An 18,025-nucleotide genomic window follows, 5' to 3' on the forward strand; every position below is an offset into this window, starting at 1 on the left:
GCAGACACCGACCCGCGCCGCACAGAACGAGGGGCGTCGCCCCGGGACCATGCCCGGGCAACGCCCCTCGCCCGACAACACTCTGATGAGAACTGGGTCAGGAGGTCTTGCCCAGGTACCGCGTGTCGAGGATTCCGCTGAAGTCCGCTTGCCCGATGGTGTCGATACCGACGACCTTGTCGGTGTATGCGGCCTGCGTCGGAATTCCACAGATGAACATGTCGTACGCATTCTCCGAGGCGATACCCGAGGCTTCCGAGTACAGCTGGGTGCGGTCGGCGTCAGGAGTGTTCGGGTCCAGCGAACGGTTCACCGCATCAGTGAACTCCTGCGAAGGTGCCGTTGGGAAGCGCAACGGCACGAGGTAATTGGTCTGGAGCGACTGTGCGGGGGTCGGGTACGTCAGGCGCGGGTTCAGGAGCGAGTAGCTCCCCTCCCCCATCGTGGTCTGCGCATCGGCCGCGGGGAGCGGCATGATGTCGAGCCCCACCCCGACATCGGCCAACTGTGCCTGGATGGCGGTGGCCATCTCCTGCTGGGGAGACAGGCCCGAGACCGTGATCAGCCGCAGCTTCAGATCTGCAGGCGCGTTGGCCTCCTTCAGCAGCTGGCGCGCCTTGTCCGGATCGTACGTGTACTTGCCGTCGACGTCGGAGTTGTGGCCGTTGACGCCGTCGGCGATCGGCTGCGAGATCGGCTGGCATTGGTCCTTCAGAAGCGCCGAGTTGATGCTGTCCCGGTCGATCGCGAAATTGAGAGCCTGCCGAACTCGCGGGTCGGTGAGCCCCTGCTGTCCGATGTCGAGTTGCACTGCGTAGTACTGCGACACGGGGAAGGTGTGCATCTGGTACTGCGGCTGTCGCAGCAGGGTCTGCAGCTCGTCGGTCTGGCCTGCTTTCGCGAGCATGACGTCGATCTGACCGCTACGGAAGGCATTGAGTCGTGCGTTGTCGTCGCTGATCCCGATGATCTCGAGATTGGCGGCTTTCTGCGCTTCCGGATCCCAGTACCCGTCGAAACGCTTGTAGATGATGCGGTCGCCTCGTCGGATCTGCTCGGCCACGTAGGGTCCCGAGCCCGCCGTCTCCACGGACAGGTCGACTCCACCGTCGATGGCGACCGGGTTGACGATGGCCGCCGTGGTTGTCGAGAGAATGGCCGGCAAGTCTGCTGCGGGCCTGCTGGTCGTGATCCGCACCGTGTTGTCGTTCACGGCCTGGACCGAGGTGATCACCGCGAGCGATCCCGCCGAACGTGCCCGTTGCGGGTCCCGAGCACGGTCGAGGCTCTTCACCACGGCGGCGGCATCGACCGGGGTTCCGTCGTGGAACTTCGCGTCGGTACGGAGAACGAAATCCGCGCTGAGACCGTCCGGGGAGAACTGCCAGGACTCCGCCAGCATGGGCTCGATCGCCGGCCCCGATACTGCTTGCGTCAGCCGATCGTAGACCGGGGCAAGGTAACTGAAATCGACCTGATAGTTGCTGGACTGGTGGGGATCGAGATTGTTGGGGGCCAGCGTCCACGCCATCTTCAACGTCCCGTTCCGGTCTACCTCACCACCGCTCGCGGCCCCCGCAGTCGACCCGCCGCCGCCACAGGCGGACGCGACCACTGCCACCGTGACCGCCATCACCAGCATCTTGATGCCGGAGGAAACTCCGCTAGAGATCTTCATACCCACACGCCCATTTCTCACCTTGATCGGTACGACACGTCCACGAATCCGCCTGCACGGCAACAAGAGGCCTTCGAAAGAGAACACGGAAGGAATTACGAACGGCCGAGGCCATCGGTGGTCGACCCGTCCGATACGGAGTTCACGACCATTTCGTCTCGCTGCGCATGCCTTGGCGTGCGCAGCCAATCTTAGTGACCGCAGTCACATACCGCAAGAGCCGCAACACCTTTCGACATGAAAGCTCCGGATGAGGGACATAGAAGCCTTCTATGGCCCGGACCCGTACCTCCGAACAGCCCGAGAGGGCTGCCGGCAGACAGCCGGCAGCCCTCTCGTGACGTGCGGATGCAGTCGCAAATCCGCTTCGGTACAGTCTTTCTACTTGCGGATCTTCGGATTCAGATAGCCGTATGACATGTCGACCAGAAGATTGCAGACCAGCACCACCAGCGCGCTGATGATCACCACACCCTGCACGACGGGAAGATCCCGCTGCACGACCGCCGTGTAGCCGAGCATTCCCAATCCCGATATCGCAAAGACGAATTCGACGGTTACCGCGCCACCCAGGATGCGCCCCATCTGCATACCGAGCACCGTGACGATCGAGACGGACGCGTTCTTCATTGTGTGCTTCCACAAGACCCCATGCTCGGCGAGCCCCTTCGCGCGCGCGGTGCGCACGTAGTCCTTGTTCATCGCATCGACGATGGAACCTCGTGTCTGCCGCGCGAGCTCCGCCGCGGACACCGCAGCCAGAGCGATCGCGGGGAGGATCAGGTGGCGGGACCATTCGACGATCCCGCCCTCCGCGATCGTGACGTATCCGGTCGCGGGGAGCCACGCGCGAGTGATCGCGAAGGTGATCACCAGAACCAGGCCCAGAACGAACGGGGGGACCGACATCAGGAGCGCCGCCAGCGTCGTCACCGCGCGGTCGACGACGGAACCCTGGCGCACCGCAGCCCACACACCCAGCGGGATTCCGATGACCACGGTGAGCACAATGGCCCACAACGCGAGTGAGCCGGTGATCCAGATCCGCTCCATCAGCGCATCGGTCACGGGCTGGCCGCTGTAGAGGGAGGTACCCAGGTCTCCGGTGAGGGCATGAGCGACCCACTCGACATAGCGAACAACCATGGGCGCGTCGAGATTCAGGTTCTGGCGCACCTGGTCGATCTGATCGGCACTGGCGCCTTCGCCCGCGATCCGAGCCGCCGGGTCCGTACCCCGGTTCGCCAACTCGAGCAACGCGAAGGAGAGAAACGCCACCAACAGCAACAGGGGTATCGCCGCTAAGACGCGACTGACGACGAGCTTGAGCATGAAACCCGACTCCTCATGAGACGAAAGATGTGGTCAGGTGCCGGACTTGCCCACATGACAGAAGGCGACGACACCGGTGAAATCGGCTGTGTGGTGATCCCGTGCCTCACGCCTGGGCGACCAGGGTTCGTTTCGCGGCACGCTTGCGCGGATTCATCACCGGGATCGCCGACAGCAGTTCCTTCGTGTACGGATCCTTCGGGTCCTCGAAGATCTGCTCGGTAGCGCCCGACTCGACGACCTCGCCGCGTCGCATCACGGTGACGTCGTGGGCGAACATCTTCACCAGCGCCAGGTCGTGAGAAATGAAAAGGTAACTGATCTGACGTTCCTGCTGCAGATCCTGCAGGAGGTTGAGAACCTGGGCCTGGATCGAGACATCCAGTGCCGCCACGGGCTCGTCGCACACGATCAGCTCCGGCTCGGTTGCCAGCGCGCGCGCGATGGCGATGCGCTGCAACTGACCTCCGGAGAACTCGTGTGGGTACTTCTCGAGTTGGTCCATGCGGAGCCCTACCCGCTCGAGCAGTTCCGCAACCCGCTCGTCGCGAGCGCTCCCCCGCAGCTTCGTGTGCAAAGTGAGCGGTTCCGCCACGGACTGGCCGATCAACATTCGAGGGTCCAACGAGTTGAACGGATCCTGGAAGATCATCGTCGCCCGCCGGCGAAGCCTGCGCACCTCCTTCGCCGACATCGTCATGATGTCGTCTCCGAACAACTTGACGGAACCCGTGTCGGGCGTCGCCAGTCGCAGTGCCATCCGGCCGATCGTGGACTTGCCGGCACCGCTCTCGCCGACGATTGCCCGGGTCCGGCCCTTCTCCAATGTGAACGACACGTCCTTGACGGCGTGGGTGTGTTCCGCCGGGATGCCCAGGAGATTCCGCTTCTTGACGAAGGACTTGACGAGACTGTCGATTTCGAGGATAGGGCTCATTCCTTGATTCCTTCCAAGCGCAATACATCGGACCGAACGCAGCGCACCAAGTGATGATCGGAACCCTCGAGCGGGACAGTGCCCTCATCGCACTGCCCCGCCGCGGCGTAACCGCATCGGGGGTGAAACCTGCACCCGCTCGGCCAGTTCCAGGCCGCGGGCACGGTTCCCGGAATCGCGAATAGTCGTTCGGCCCGCACCTGAGCGTCCGGAGTCGACGCCAGTAGTCCCTCGGTGTAGGGATGCTCGGGCTCGTAGAAGAGTTTCTCGGCGACCGTCGACTCCATTACCTGGCCACCGTAGAGGACAGCAACCCGGTCGCATGTCTGCGCGACCACACCGAGGTCGTGCGTGATGAACAGGACGCCGAGCCCCATCCGCTCCTGAAGCTCTGTGAGAAGGTCCAGCACCTGAGCCTGGACCGTGACATCCAGTGCCGTCGTCGGTTCGTCCGCGATGAGGACGACCGGCTCGCAGGCGACGGCCATCGCCAGCATTACCCGCTGACACATACCGCCGCTGAACTGGTGCGGATACTCGTGCGCGCGCTTCTCCGAGTCGGGAATACCGACCAGATCCAGCATCTCGACGGCACGGCTCCAGGACTCCTTGCGCCCGACGTCCGCCTTGTGTCTGCGCACCACCTCGGCGATCTGATCGCCGACGGTGAAGGCAGGGTTGAGGGATCGGCGCGGTTCCTGGAAGATCATGCCGATCGTCTTGCCCCGGAGGTCGTTCATCTCACGGTTCGACAGGCCGATGAGCTCTCGGCCCTCCAGGCGAACCGAGCCGGTGATCCGAACCTTCGGTCCGGCGAGAAGTCCCATGATCGCCAACGACGTGACGGTCTTGCCCGAACCGGACTCTCCCACCAGTCCGAGCGTCTCGCCTCGGCGTAACGCCAGGTCGAGATGATCGACCACACGGGACCATCCGTGCTCGGTCTTGAAATCGATGCACAGATCCGTGACTTCCAGGACTTTCTGCCCGAGGGCGACGTGATCGGCGACCGCTTCGTCTGCCGCCAGTAGTGTCTTGTCAGCCATTAGCTCCACGCCCTTCGAAAGCATCACGCATACCGTCACCGAACGTCGACAACGCCAGCACCGTCAGCACGATCGCAGCGGTGGGCACGATCATGAAACTGGGCGAGACGCTCACGTTCTGGAACGCATCCTGGAGCATGGATCCCCAGCTGGCCTGAGGTGACTCGACACCGAGTCCGAGGAAGCTCAGGCTCGCCTCGACGATGATGACGATTCCGGCACCGAATGTCACCTGGATCATCAGGGCAGAACTGGCGTTCGGAAGAACGTGCCGCCACAGCAACCGGAAATTCGAGCACCCAACGCTACGGCAGGCCTCGATGTAGGACTCGCCTGCCACCGCCTGCGCCTCGGACCGCGCGATTCGGAACAGTCTCGGCGCCAGCAGCATTCCGACGGCTATCATCGCGTTCGTCAGTCCGGGACCGAGCACACCGACCACCGCCAGCGCAAGGATCAGCGGCGGCAGCGCGAGCAGTGCTTCGGCGATACGACTGAGCACTGCGTCCACCGGACCGCCCACCAGTCCGGCGAGGAGACCGAACGGGATACCGATGATCGCCGCCAGCGCCATTGCCTGGACGATTGCGAGTACGGCGACCTGGGTTGCGTCGACCATGCGGCTGAAGACGTCACGTCCGTAACCGTCGGTGCCGAACCAGTGTTCACCGCTCGGCCCCTGCAGACGTGCACTGAGTGCCTGCGCGTTGGGGTCGTGAGTCATCAGGACGGAACCGAACACTGCGACCAGCACGAGCAGGACGAGAAAAGCGAGCGACACCATGGCCGCCCGATTGGAACGGAGCGCACGCCATTTTCGGCCGCCACGCAGCCGTGCGGACCACGTGCCGCGGGAACTGGTGGATTCTGCGGTGGTCATGTCGTCACCCTTCGCGACGTAGCAGCATGCAGCCTGCCTCGGGTCCGCCACCGATACCGACTGCGGCGATTTCGACGTCCTTGGCGATCTGCCGGTCTCCGCCCTCCCGCCACAACTGCACGCAGGCTTCGTGCAGGAAGCCGTATCCGTGCAGACGGCCGGCCGAGAGCTGGCCACCGTGCGGGTTGATGGGGAGTTCACCGTCGAGGCGGTATCGGTCTTCTTCGTCGAGGAACTGCCCGACCTTGCCGTGCTCACAGAACCCGAGTGCTTCGATCCACTGGGTCGTCAAGTAACTGAAGCCGTCATAGAGCGTCGCGAAGTCGACGTCACCGGGGGTCAGCTTGGTGGTCTCCCACATCGAGTCCGCCGCGTCGTGGGACGCCATGGTCGTGAGATCGGCTCGCTGGTCCCAGGTGTGCCGCTCCGAGAGGGACGCACCCGCCGCTTCGATGGCGAGGGGCGAATTGTTCAGTCCGGTCGACGCTTCGCGCCGCGAGACGATGATCGCCGTCGCGCCGTCACACGGAACATCACAGTCGTAGAGACCGAGCGGCCAGGAGATAAACCGGGCGCCGAGGTAGTCGTCCATCGTCATCGGATCCCGATAGATGGCATTGGGGTTGAGGCCGGCATTACGACGGCCGTTGATGACGAGCTTGCCGATCTGCTCACGGGTGAGCCCGAATTCGTGCATGTAGCGCTGTGCGTACATGCCGATCCAGTTGGCCGGCGACGCCGCCCCGAACGGCAGCCTGAACTCCGAGTGCCCACTGGCGCGAGCCATCTTCCCGGTCAGTGCCGCGGCGCGACCCGACGCCTGAGCTGTCGCCTCCCACACCGAGCGGAAGCAGAGTACGTGGGTGGCGCGCCCGCTCGCCACGGCGGCAGCCGCGTCCAGGAGTGTTCCGATCTGCCCCGAAGTTTCGACACCGCTGACGTGCCAGCGGGTCTTCAGGCCGAAAGCGTCACGGACGTCGTGTGTCGTCGCGCCGACGAAGCCGCCCTCCGCGTTCACCGGACCGGGGTAGCTGGCTACACCGTCGATGTCATCGAACGACAGTCCGGCATGCTCCACCGCTCGCTCCGAGGCCTCGAGTGCGAGGTCGATACCGGTCCGCCCGATACGGCGTCCGATCTGAGACTGCCCGATACCCGTGATGACTGCACGGTCGTCCACAAAGGTCATTTCGTCACCGGCCTGAAGAAGGGAAGTGCAACGTCGTCCTGCTTGTCGAAGACCACCTCGACCGCCATGCCGACCTCGACCGCATCGACGTCACACTCGACGAGGCAGGTGGTCAGGCGAACGTCCGGTTGATCGTCGAGTTCCACCGCCGCAATGACATAGGGGGGTGGGAACGCGGGAAACCACTGATGGTGATTGACGGTGTACGCCGCGACCTTGCCGGTACCCGAGGCGACCTCGGGGCCGACGTCGCGGCTGTGGCACCGCCAGCACGCGCCGACCGGCGGATGAATCCACCCACGGCACGCCCGGCACCGATAGATGCGTAGCTCGTCTTCGAATCCTCCGGTCCAGAAGTCCCGCGACTCTGCGGTCACCTCGGGGAGCATTCGTCCCGACTGGTTTGACATCGAGTTCCTCCAAAGAACTGTCGCTGACGGGTACCCGATACCGATCAGCCGCGCGAAACGGATGAGACGTGACCTCGGTCACCCTGGGCGAACCCTAGCATCTGATGGTTGTGTCACGAAAGAGTCGAGCGAAATCATCGCCCCCGGAAGCGACCGCTCCCGACGCCGGCACTCCACCGTAAGGAGATCACGTCGTCCGCACAGCGTTCAAAGCTTTGCCCCTATGTGCTGCAGATATTCAAGTCATCGACGTTCACGTGCTCGCCGATCGTCCGTCCGGTCACCGCGCCGAGAAGTTCGCACAAAAGCTCCACGACGCGCCCGCAACCACAGGGGCGCAGCCCTCGGCTATCACTTCTCTGACACCCATGTACATACTAAAGCGCTTCTGGGTCGAGGCGCGAGACATACTCGATCCGCAATCGGGTGGGCAGATGACGTACCCAAAGTACCCGTCGTGTCAGATTGATTATGCGAGATCCGCCCGATTGCGCCGTGCAACGATCCGCTTCGTCGAACTGCACGCCTGACCGGAGGCGATTGGCGCTGTCAGAATGTTGACGGTTTCCGGGCCATGCAGTGGCAGTTCGTGACCTATCACGCTTGCCGGTCACCCCCACCACCAACCGGAAGCTGCACGTTCGATACGCTTGTGATGCGAAACACACATTCTTCCCATTTTTATGTACACTGAGTCAGATACTTCTCCTCAGAGGTTTCAGGTTCACAGTGTCTCCAGGTTCGCCAGGGCTCGCCGGCTTACCGGCGCCGTACCCATTTCGGCACCTGCCGCTGTCCCCCATCCGGAAAGGAAGCATCACCGTGGTCGGTGTAATGAACGGAATCCGAGTCGTCGAGGTTGCGGCATGGACCTATGTGCCCGTGGCCGGGGCCATCCTCACCGAGTGGGGTGCCGACGTCCTGAAGATCGAGCACCCCGAAAGCGGCGACCCGCAACGGGGTCTGGTCAGTTCCGGACTGATCCCCGCCGGCGGTGTGAACCACATGTTCGAGCTGCCGAACCGCGGGAAGCGGAGTGTGGCACTCGATCTGAAGTCGGAGGAAGGGCGCGAGCTGTTGATGAAGCTCGTCGCCACGGCCGACGTGTTTCTGACGAACTTCCGTCCCTCGGCGCGCAAGAAGCTACGTATCGACGTCGACGACGTTCGTGCGCACAATGACAAGATCATCTATGTCCGCGGCTCCGCCGCCGGTCAGCGCGGACCGGAAGCCGAACGCGGCGGATACGACATGTCGTCCTTCTGGGGTCGCAGCGGGGCTGCCGACAACGTCACCCCGGCGTCGAGCGAGTACCCGGTGAACATGCCGGGCCCCGCCTACGGCGACACCCTCGGCGGCCTCACCATCGCGGGAGCGATCTCGTCGGCGCTGTTCCACCGGGAACGAACCGGCGAGGCCCTTGTCGTCGACAGCTCGCTCCTCGCGATGGGGTCCTGGGCGATGGGCGCGACGATCGCAGGCGCGCATGCCTTCGGGATTGACGAGTACCCCAAGCCGGTTCAGTCCGAAGCCGCAAACCCCCTGGTCAACACGTACAGGACCGCGGACGACCGGTTCATCTCCATCGTCATGCTCGAATCGGACCGCTTCTGGCCCGAGTTGATGACGGTGCTGGAGAGCCCCGAGCTCATCGACGACCCCCGCTTCGACAGACACGCGAAGCGTGCCGAGAACCGGGCCGCGTGCATTTCCGCCATCTCGGCAGGGTTCGCGAAGAAGACACTCGAAGAGTGGAAGGTGGCCTTGAAGGACATCAACGGGGTGTGGTCGGCCGTCCAGAAGCCGCGCGAGGTCGTCACCGACCCCCAGGTCGAGGCAAACGGCTACATCGCGGACCTCGAAGACGCGGCAGGAACTCCGTTCAAGCTCGTGACGGCACCGGTGCAATTCAATGAGCAGCCCAGCCAGGTCACCCGCGCTCCCGAACACGGGGAGCACACCGACGAGGTGCTGGAGGAACTCGGACTGAGCATGGACCAGATCATCGAGTACAAGGTGAGCGGAGCAATCCTCTGACCCCGACGTTGTTGTCGAACAACTGCATGTGACGTGGAGAGGGTGCCGAACAGCGGCACCCTCTCCACGTCTCTGCGGTCTGCGCCGTCGACGTCCCCCTCTCGGACATTCGACGGCTCCCGGAAAGGCGGACATGAGCACTCGAGACGTGTGGCACACACGAAGACGTTCACGCTCGGCGACTTCGGAGGACACCCGGGACCCGATCCGAGATGCCGCGGTGCACCCGCACAGCCGGCAGGACCGGATGCTCGCGCTGACGGGCACCCTGCTCGGTCTCGTACTCGCGGCACTGGCCTCGACGACCGTCCTCACCTCCCTGCCGGTGATGATGCACGAACTCGGCGGGGATCAGACCGCGTACACCTGGGTGGTCGGTTCTACTCTGCTCACGACCACGGTGAGCCTCGCGATCTGGGGGAAGCTCGCCGACCTCTTCTCCCACAAGAAGCTCATGTTCGCTGCCATCGCCGTGTTCATCGTCGCATCCCTGTTCGCCGGGCTCGCACCGGACACCGCCGTGCTGATCGGGTTCCGATCCCTTCAAGGAATCGGGGCCGGAGGTGTGATTGCCGTCGGGCCGGTCCTGCTCGCGGATCTCCTGAGCCCGCGCGAACGCGGGCGCTACGCCGGCCTGATCAGCGGGGTCATCGGCATCGGCACGATCGGCGGCCCCGTCATCGGGGGGATCGTCACCGACACCATCGGCTGGCGCTGGAACTTCTACCTCGGCATCCCCTTCGCGATAGCGGCCGTGGTACTCCTTCAGCGGTCCCTACACCTGCCCGTCCACCATCGTCCGATCCGGATCGACTGGGTCGGCGCCGGCCTGATCTCGGTGAGTGCATGCGCGCTCATGGTGTGGGTCACGTTGGCGGGCAGTCAGTTCGACTGGCTGTCACCGACGTCGTATGTCGTGTTGGGTGGTGCGGTCGTGTGCGCCCTCGCCGCGGCGGTGGTCGAGGCGAAGGTCCGCGAGCCCGTCATCCCCCTCGCGCTGCTCAGGAATCCCTCGATCTCCCGCGTCGTGATCGCCAGTACGGCATTGGGTGTCACGATGCTGGCAGTACCGACATTCATGAGTCAGTACCTGCAGATCGCCCGAGGCCTCAGCGCCTCGGTGTCCGGAATGTTCATGCTGTCCATGTCGGTCGCGACGTTTCTGGCTGCCTCCGTGGTCGGACACCGGATCAGCCGAACCGGATTGTGGAAGCGCTGGGTCGTCCTCGCCAGCGTTGCGCTCGTCTGCGGGCTCGCCGGTCTGTCGACCCTCACCGTCTCGTCCGGGCTGGCCGCGGTGTCCGTGTATCTTCTGTGCATCGGGTTCGCGATCGGAGTCCTGATGCACAATCTTCTCGTCGTCGCGCAGAATTGCGCGCCGCCGCACCAACTGGGTGCCGCCAGCGCGCTGCCCGCGTTCTTCCGTCAACTCGCGAGCGCGATGAGCGTCAGCATCCTGGGCGCTGTTCTCGCCACGAGAATCTCCGCATTTCACACTGGCGGAGACGAATCGGAGTTGGTGAACGCATCTGTTCCACGCGTGGCCGACCTCGCCGAACCCCTACGCGGACAGCTTCAGACCGCGTACGCCGACGGCATCGGCGACCTCTTCCTACTGTGCACGCCGCTCGGACTCCTCGGACTCGTCGCCGCACTCGTGCTACCCAACACTCCCCTCAGCAGCAAGACCGCAGTGGAGACCCAGGCGCTCGATCCACTCGACACGTGATCTGCCCCGTGAGGTGTTACGTGATGGTCGGCCGCGGACGAACGCGATAGTGGTACCGGTGCGGATGTCGTGGAGGGCACCGATTGCCACAAGCATTCTCGCGCGGTCTCTCTAGACGTCTCGGCTCGAGGATCGATCTCTGTCACCGCTGGGCTTCGATCGCCGAGAACGCCTCCGCATCGAGGATGCTGACGGACAGTTCTGAAATTGACCGGGCGGCATCTTGATACATCGAGTACAGATCCTCGACTCCACCGCACGCAACCCAAAAGTTCACCAGAGCAGAGTTGGCCGCCTCGAGTGTTGCAGCTATGAGTTGAGGACGCATGTCGGTGTCCGGATCGATACCCAATGAGGCTGAAATGAAGGCAGTCAGTGCCAACTGGACACTCCGGCGACGCTCGCCGTTTGCCCTGTCCATCACCTCAGGGGCTGTGGCGGCAGCCTTTTTCCAGAGCAGGTATCCATCCAAACCCGATTGCGTGTTCAAAGTCAGAGCCATCCACACCGCCCAGATCACCGAGGCAGGATCGGGCGTCGGCTCGAGACGCGCGAACTCGTCGAGGACCACCTGATTCTTCCGGCGGTGGAAGTCGAGAAGCAAGTCTTCCTTGTTCGCGAAGTAGCGGGTCACCGTACGAAGCGAGCACCCCACCCGAGTGCCGATCTCGTCGACGGTCACTTCGGAGTATCCACGCTCGGTGAACATTTCCAACGCAACATGCTCGATGTTGGCGGCGACCCGCCGACGGCGTTCCTGCCAGCCCGGACTCAGGGATTCATCTCGCGGGGCACCAGCGCGGGTCACTGCGGTCAGCGGTTCCGATCCGTTCATCTCTTCCCTCTTCCTGAGCGACGTCTGGTGCTCTGTTAATCCCCTGTTACAGCTCGGGTGACAAGCCTTCTCCCCTTGACAGTTTGACACATTAGGTCGAGAGTTCTCTTACTTTGACATGTTCGGTCAAAGTATTCCTGTGCGGCGAGACGCAACTCGACTGCTTCGAGCGCTCGCCCCAGCACGAAAGAGGCGAAAATGAATGAGCTGACCTGGCTACCGGCATGGGAGATCCGCGATCTCATCGCAAGCGGAGATGTCTCCGCCGCGGAAGTCGTCAACCACTTCCTGGGTCGGATCGAAGAGTTTCAACCGAAGCTCCATGCCTTCGCGACACTCGATCCGGAACGAGCCCGCTACGAGGCCGCGAAAGCGGATACGGCTCGCCGCCGAGGGGAACGGCTCGGCCCCCTGCACGGTCTCCCGATCTCGGTGTAAGAGAATCTGGCAGTGCAGGATGTGCCGTTCGCGTTCCCGCGAACCGGCACGTACGGCGTCTCGGAGTTCGACGCCATCGCTGTCGAACGTCTGCGGGATGCCGGCGCGATCGTGGTGGGCACAAACACCATGATGGGGACCGGAAGCGCAAGGTCCGAGGACTCGAGGCCCGAGGCACCCACGATGAGTAGCTATAACTGGGACGTCGAGGCACGCAATCCATGGGACACCTCTCGCATTCCCGGGTGGTCGAGCTCCGGTGGTGCGGCCGCCGCGTCAGCGGCCTTGTTGCCGGTGACCATTGGCAGCGACGGTGGCGGATCCACACGCCTGCCGGCGGCGTTTTCCGGCGTCGTAGGGGTGCATCCGACGCGCGGCCTCGTGCCCCACGTCGACTACCGGCAGCCGAAGTTCCGGCTCACTTCGACAAACGGGCCGCTGGCCCGGGACGTCCGAGACGCCGCGTTGGTGATGCAGGTACTCGCTGGGCCGGACGCCCGCGACTACATCTGCATCCAGAATGAGCCGGCTGATTTCCTCGCCACGCTGGATGCCGGTGTCGGGGGCATGCGCCTGGCCTGGACCGACGACTACGGATACGCGGCCACGCACGCATCGCCGGAGAGCGGAAGAGTTGTCGCAGCAGTTCGCGAGATGGCCTTCAAACTACGGTCTCTGGGCGCAGCCGTGGAGACGACCGATCAAGTCTGGGACCGAGCAACCGCGGCGGTGGGCCGGCGCCCGGCGAACCGTCGGTATACGAGATCGAGGTAGGCAACAATCCTCCACCCTTGCCGCCGGTCGATTCACGGCTCTATCGCGAATCGCTCGAATGGCGCGCGCGCAACGGGAATGTGTTTCGGGATCTATTCCGTGAGTACGACCTTCTGTTGTCGGTGACGAGTCAGTCGATCGCACCGACCGTGGAGCAGTGGGACGAAGCATGGACCACCCGGCCGGAGAAGATGGCCGCGGACTACACGCCACACACCGTCTTGTGCAACATCCTCGGTCTGCCGGCGGTGTCCGTGCCCTGTGGATTCGTGGACGGGATGCCGGTGGGCCTGCAGATCGTCGGTCCCCCGAGCAGCGAAGATCGCATCTTCCGACTCGCCTCGGCCTTCCAACGCGCGTTCCCCGTCACCGAGCGGCCTTCGGTTGGTTAGGACGGTTCAACGGGTGCCCGCCAGTCGGTCAGTGGTCGTCAACTGCCGGGCACCCGAGTCCTTCTGAAAAATCACACCCTGAAAGAAGAACCCACATGGTAAACGCCCCAGCAAAGTATCGGTCGCGGCTCCTCCTCGCAGCTGCCACGGCCGGAAGCACCGTCGAAAGCTTCGATTGGCTGATCTACGCGGTCCTCGCACCCTACTTCGCACATGCAATATTTCCCGGTGACGACCCTGTGGCGAGCCTGCTGGCGTCCTACCTCGTTTTTGCGATCGGCTTCCTGATCCGGCCGATCGGTGCGGTGATCATGGGCCGCATCATCGACCGACAGGGTCGCAAATTCGGTCTGGTCGTCTTGGTGTCCATGATCTCCGTCGGCGCCCTTGTCATCGCGCTGACGCCCAGCTACGACACCATCGGTCTGTGGGCAGCGGTCATCGTCGTCCTCGCCCGGCTCGTTCAGGGCCTGTCGATGAGTGGTGAGCAAGCCGCAGTCGGAACGTACCTTCTCGAGACGGCACCCCGGGATCGACGGTTCCTCTTCGGCGCGGTTGCCAGCGCCTCGAGCTACGTCGGGCAAATGCTGGCGACTGCGTGTCTGGCGATCCTGCTGGGAATCTACGGCGTCGAGGGACTCGAGTCCGGCGGCTGGCGTGCGGGCTTCCTCGTCTGCGCCGCAATGGGACTGATCGCGCTGTGGATTCGTGGTGCCGCGCCAGAGAGCGAGATCTTCACCGAACAAGTGAAGAACGAACGTCCGCGTCAACTTCCACTACTTCGCGCACGCACCCGTCAGGCCGCCGCGATCTTCCTGATGCTCGTCCCGGTCACCATGGGCATGTACTTCATCACCGCCTACCTGGCCAAGTTCCTTTCCCACGCCGGCGTCGCGACGAAGGAGCAAGTCACAGGGTATGTGCCGATCTTCACGGTGTACTTGATCCTCATCATCTTGGTATCGGGATTCCTCGCGGATCGATTCGGTGGCCTCCGGATATTGCGGATCGGGTACGTGACCCTTGCGGTGTGCACACTGCCCGTCATCATCGGACTCTCCACCGGGGTGGTACCCATTCTGCCCGGAGCACTGCTGTACCTCACCGTCCTCGGATCTGTAACAGGTCCCTTCGCCATGGTCGGCCCTCAATTATTCCCTCCAGCAGTGCGAGCGGTGGGCGTGGGCTTGCCGTCGATGCTCTCCGTGGCCCTCTTCGGTGGAACGTTTCCGCTCATCGCCGAAGGTCTCACCGCCGCTGGCAACTCTGGCGCCATCCCTTGGTACATCGGGGTCGGGGCAGTCCTTGGACTAGTGGGCAACATTCTCGTTCGCAAATCGGACCTCGTTCACGATTCCGACACCCAAGATGAGTCGAGGGAGATACGTCAGCGCACTGCCCGGTGAGGCAACCGAGAAGGGTGCGCCGTAACAACACGAGTTCTCCCAGAGCGAGGCGGCACATTGTTCCAGCCGAGGCCGACCCGCCTACCAGCTCGATGTAATCGCAGCTTGGCACATGGTGACTCTTCGGGGTACCACCCGGTTGCTGTACACCGTGTTTCGACAGCCCTGACGAAACACGGTGTACCACAGGATCGGCGTCACGCATCCGCCGCGGGGTAGCGGAGGACTCCGCGTATGTTACGGCCGCCGCGCATGTCGTCGTAGCCGTCGTTGACCTTCTCGAGGGGGTAGTCCCTCGTCACCATCGAATCTAGGTCGACGCCGCCCGAACTCCAGAGCTCCAGCAGCTTCGGGATGTCGGCACGCGGATTGGCCGAGCCGTAGAGACTTCCGACGATCTGCTTCTCCGTAAGTGTCAGGTCCATCAGGCTGACCGAGATCTCGCGCTCCGCCATCGGGTGGATGTTCGTCACCACCAGCCGGCCACGCTTCGCGGTCATGGCCAGGGCCTTCGCCACCAGTCGGCCCTCGCCCACGCCCATCGCGCAGATGAACTTGTCGGCGCCACGATGCCATGTAGCCTCGGCGACGACCTCCTGGGCTTCCTCCCACGACGACGCCACGTGGGTAGCACCCATCCGCTTGGCTTCCTCACGCTTGAATTCGGAGGGCTCGATGACCGTGATGGTGCGCGCCCCAGCGATTCTCGCTCCTTGCACTGCCGCGGCACCGATACCACCCACACCCGCGACGACGACGGTCTCGCCGGGCCGGACATCTGCCGAATACACGGCCGAACCCCAGCCGGTGACGAAGCCACAACCCAGGAGGCAGGCACGGTCGAGCGGATGATGCGGTTCGATCTTGATGCAACTGGCCTCGTGGACCACGGTGTGGTGTGCGAAAGACCCGATACCGCACGCAAGCGCGAGATCTTCGTCCCTGATGTGGTGGCGTGCGGTGTCGTCGAAGATTTGACGCCCGCTGTAGATCTTGGCTCCGAGGTCACACAGACTCTGGTGACCGTTCGAGCACGACGGACAACGACCGCACGAGGGAATGAACCCGAACACGACGTGGTCGCCCGGTTGCAGCCACGACACGTGGGAACCGACTTCCTTGACGACTCCGGCGCCTTCGTGGCCACCGATACACGGAAGCCGGAACGGCATGTCTCCGGTCACGATGTGCTCGTCCGAATGGCACATCCCGGACGCGTGCAACTCGACCAGAACTTCTTGTTCCTTGGGCGGGTCGAGCTGAATGGTTTCGATAGACCAGGGAGAGTTGCGCTCCCACAGGACTGCTGCCTGCGTCTCCATGTAATTCCTTCCATCGGCGCGGCACCGGCAGGTGTCGACGCGAGTGAGTGTCCTGAGGGTCAGAGAATGATCGACTGCGGCTCGAGGTACCCGGCGATACCTTCCGGACCACCTTCCCTGCCGACGCCTGACTTCTTGAAACCGCCGAAGGGGCTGCCGAAGTCGAGTGGTGCGGGTGAGTTGACCGATACCGATCCCACGCGAAGTCGAGCGGCCACGCGCGCCGCCCGGGCGGCGTCCGCGGACCACACCGCCCCTGCGAGTCCGTAGTCGGAGTCGTTGGCGAGAGCCACGGCCTCGTCCTCTCCCTCGTACGGGATCAGGACGCAGACTGGCCCGAAGAGTTCTTCGCGCGCAATGGCCATGTCGTTGTGGACATCCGCGAGCACAGTGGGCGCGACAAACCAACCGGTGTCGAGACCGTGGGGACGAGAGCCGCCGGCGACCACCCGCGCCCCGTCCTGCACCGCGCGCTGGATGTGGGCTTCGATCCGATCGCGCGCGGCACTGTTGATCACCGGCCCGACGTCGGTCGAACGATCCGCCGGGTCCCCGACCGTGAGCGCGGCGACGGCGGCGGAAATCGCGCCGACGCACTCCTCGTAGCGACTGCGCGGCAGCAGGATACGAGTCTGTGCGGCACAGACCTGACCATTGTTCGCCATGACGCCGGTGACGAGACCCGACACGACCTTCTGGTCGAGAACAACGTCGTCCAGGACGATGGCAGCAGACTTTCCGCCGAGCTCGAGGCCGCACCGGCGAATGTCTGCCGCGCAGACGGCGCCGATGCGTCTGCCTGCCGCCGTCGAACCGGTGAAACTCACCTTGTCGACACCGGGATGTGACACCAGGGCCTCGCCCGTCTGCACGTCACCGGACACGATGTTGATCACTCCCGCCGGAATCCCGGCGGCCTCCACTGCCGCCGTCAGCTTCGACAATGCGAGCGGAGCCTCGGGCGACGGCTTGAGCACCAGCGTGCAACCCGCGGCGAGGGCGGGGGCCAGCTTCAGGAAGGCGGTGAACAGCGGCGCGTTCCACGGCAGGATCGCACCGACGACACCGACCGGGAGCTGCCGCACCAGGACTTCTCCGCCGATCACAGACGGACGACGGTCCTCGAAACGGTATTCGGGTGTGATCTTCTCGAAGGTGCGAAGAACTCCGAGCGCGGTTCCGATCTGCCCGAAGGACGCCCACTTCCGAGGCGAGCCCACTTCGGCAGAGACCACGTCGGCGTAATCCCGGGACTCTGCCTCGATCGCATCGGCCAGCCGGCCGATCGCGGCTGCCCGCTCGGCGGCGGTCGTCGTGGCCCACGGACCGCGCTCGAGCGCATCCCGGGCCGCGGCGATCGCCGCTCCGACCTCTTCCGAGGTGGCGGCGGTGACGTGCCCGAGCACCTCACCCGAGGCGGGCGAGGTCACCGCTATTCGTGCGCCTGCGCTCGGAGACCATTTCCCGGAGACGTAGATGCCCTCGTAGTTGTGCACTGATTCCCTCTCGTCCGGAGATCACCCTCTGTGGCGATCGACGCGCCCCGCACCGAGATACGTAAACCTCGGGTAGCGCGTATAGACATCGAATTCTGGCAGTAATGTCATGTTAGAGCAAGGT

The 18,025-nt window shown here is 63.9% G+C and carries 14 protein-coding genes and 1 pseudogene; 5 read left to right on the forward strand and 10 right to left on the reverse strand.

Annotated elements, in window-relative coordinates:
- Positions 1-97 precede the first annotated feature (97 nt).
- The 7 genes from ACH49N_RS24000 to ACH49N_RS24030 form a co-directional block, all read right to left on the reverse strand.
- The gene (locus tag ACH49N_RS24000) at positions 98-1,678 is read right to left on the reverse strand and encodes an ABC transporter substrate-binding protein (protein ID WP_005570024.1); all 1,581 of its coding nucleotides are present in this window, start codon (positions 1,676-1,678) and stop codon (positions 98-100) included.
- A 381-nt stretch (positions 1,679-2,059) separates the two neighbouring features.
- Positions 2,060-3,010, reverse strand: a complete 951-nt coding sequence (locus ACH49N_RS24005; protein WP_005570022.1) for an ABC transporter permease — start codon at positions 3,008-3,010, stop codon at positions 2,060-2,062.
- 106 nt (positions 3,011-3,116) lie between these two features.
- Positions 3,117-3,947, reverse strand: coding sequence for an ATP-binding cassette domain-containing protein (locus tag ACH49N_RS24010; protein ID WP_358274957.1), 831 nt, complete (start codon positions 3,945-3,947; stop codon positions 3,117-3,119).
- Complete coding sequence (locus tag ACH49N_RS24015; RefSeq protein WP_358274958.1) at positions 3,944-4,993, reverse strand: ABC transporter ATP-binding protein; 1,050 nt, start codon at positions 4,991-4,993, stop codon at positions 3,944-3,946. Before ACH49N_RS24015 ends, ACH49N_RS24010 begins: the two co-directional genes overlap by 4 nt.
- On the reverse strand, positions 4,986-5,873 hold the full coding sequence (locus tag ACH49N_RS24020) for an ABC transporter permease (RefSeq protein ID WP_015890791.1): 888 nt from the start codon (positions 5,871-5,873) through the stop codon (positions 4,986-4,988). Before ACH49N_RS24020 ends, ACH49N_RS24015 begins: the two co-directional genes overlap by 8 nt.
- A 4-nt stretch (positions 5,874-5,877) precedes the next feature.
- Positions 5,878-7,062 (reverse strand): thiolase family protein, encoded by a 1,185-nt coding sequence (locus ACH49N_RS24025; protein WP_358274960.1) that lies wholly within the window; start codon positions 7,060-7,062, stop codon positions 5,878-5,880.
- Positions 7,059-7,472 (reverse strand): Zn-ribbon domain-containing OB-fold protein, encoded by a 414-nt coding sequence (locus ACH49N_RS24030; protein WP_015890789.1) that lies wholly within the window; start codon positions 7,470-7,472, stop codon positions 7,059-7,061. Before ACH49N_RS24030 ends, ACH49N_RS24025 begins: the two co-directional genes overlap by 4 nt.
- An 834-nt stretch (positions 7,473-8,306) precedes the next feature.
- Here ACH49N_RS24030 and ACH49N_RS24035 point away from each other — a divergent pair.
- Positions 8,307-9,509 carry a CaiB/BaiF CoA-transferase family protein gene (locus tag ACH49N_RS24035; RefSeq protein WP_005570012.1) on the forward strand — a complete coding sequence of 401 codons (1,203 nt, stop codon included), beginning with the start codon at positions 8,307-8,309 and terminating at the stop codon, positions 9,507-9,509.
- A gap of 133 nt (positions 9,510-9,642) precedes the next feature.
- Positions 9,643-11,238, forward strand: a complete 1,596-nt coding sequence (locus tag ACH49N_RS24040) for an MFS transporter (protein WP_358274962.1) — start codon at positions 9,643-9,645, stop codon at positions 11,236-11,238.
- 142 nt (positions 11,239-11,380) lie between these two features.
- Here ACH49N_RS24040 and ACH49N_RS24045 read toward each other — a convergent pair whose 3' ends face one another.
- A complete protein-coding gene (locus ACH49N_RS24045) occupies positions 11,381-12,073 on the reverse strand; it encodes a TetR/AcrR family transcriptional regulator (RefSeq protein ID WP_358274964.1) in 693 nt (230 codons plus the stop codon).
- Positions 12,074-12,271: 198 nt separating this feature from the next.
- On the opposite strand from ACH49N_RS24045, the pseudogene ACH49N_RS24050 reads away from it, so the two are divergent.
- The 3 genes and pseudogenes from ACH49N_RS24050 (at position 12,272) to ACH49N_RS24060 (ending at position 15,083) form a co-directional block, all read left to right on the forward strand.
- A pseudogene (locus tag ACH49N_RS24050) lies at positions 12,272-13,285 on the forward strand (amidase).
- A 17-nt stretch (positions 13,286-13,302) separates the two neighbouring features.
- Entirely contained in the window at positions 13,303-13,677 is a 375-nt protein-coding gene (locus ACH49N_RS24055; RefSeq protein ID WP_358274966.1) for an amidase family protein, read from the forward strand.
- 95 nt (positions 13,678-13,772) lie between these two features.
- The gene (locus ACH49N_RS24060; RefSeq protein ID WP_358274968.1) at positions 13,773-15,083 is read left to right on the forward strand and encodes an MFS transporter; all 1,311 of its coding nucleotides are present in this window, start codon (positions 13,773-13,775) and stop codon (positions 15,081-15,083) included.
- A 197-nt stretch (positions 15,084-15,280) separates the two neighbouring features.
- Here ACH49N_RS24060 and ACH49N_RS24065 read toward each other — a convergent pair whose 3' ends face one another.
- Both ACH49N_RS24065 and ACH49N_RS24070 read right to left on the reverse strand, forming a co-directional pair.
- Positions 15,281-16,405: an NDMA-dependent alcohol dehydrogenase gene (locus ACH49N_RS24065; RefSeq protein ID WP_005573068.1), complete on the reverse strand. Its 1,125-nt coding sequence runs from the start codon at positions 16,403-16,405 to the stop codon at positions 15,281-15,283.
- 59 nt (positions 16,406-16,464) lie between these two features.
- Positions 16,465-17,901, reverse strand: coding sequence for an aldehyde dehydrogenase (locus ACH49N_RS24070; RefSeq protein WP_005573069.1), 1,437 nt, complete (start codon positions 17,899-17,901; stop codon positions 16,465-16,467).
- Positions 17,902-18,025: the final 124 nt, after the last annotated feature.

It is taken from the genome of Rhodococcus sp. NPDC019647 (assembly GCF_044389235.1).
Lineage (GTDB): Bacteria > Actinomycetota > Actinomycetes > Mycobacteriales > Mycobacteriaceae > Rhodococcus_F > Rhodococcus_F oxybenzonivorans.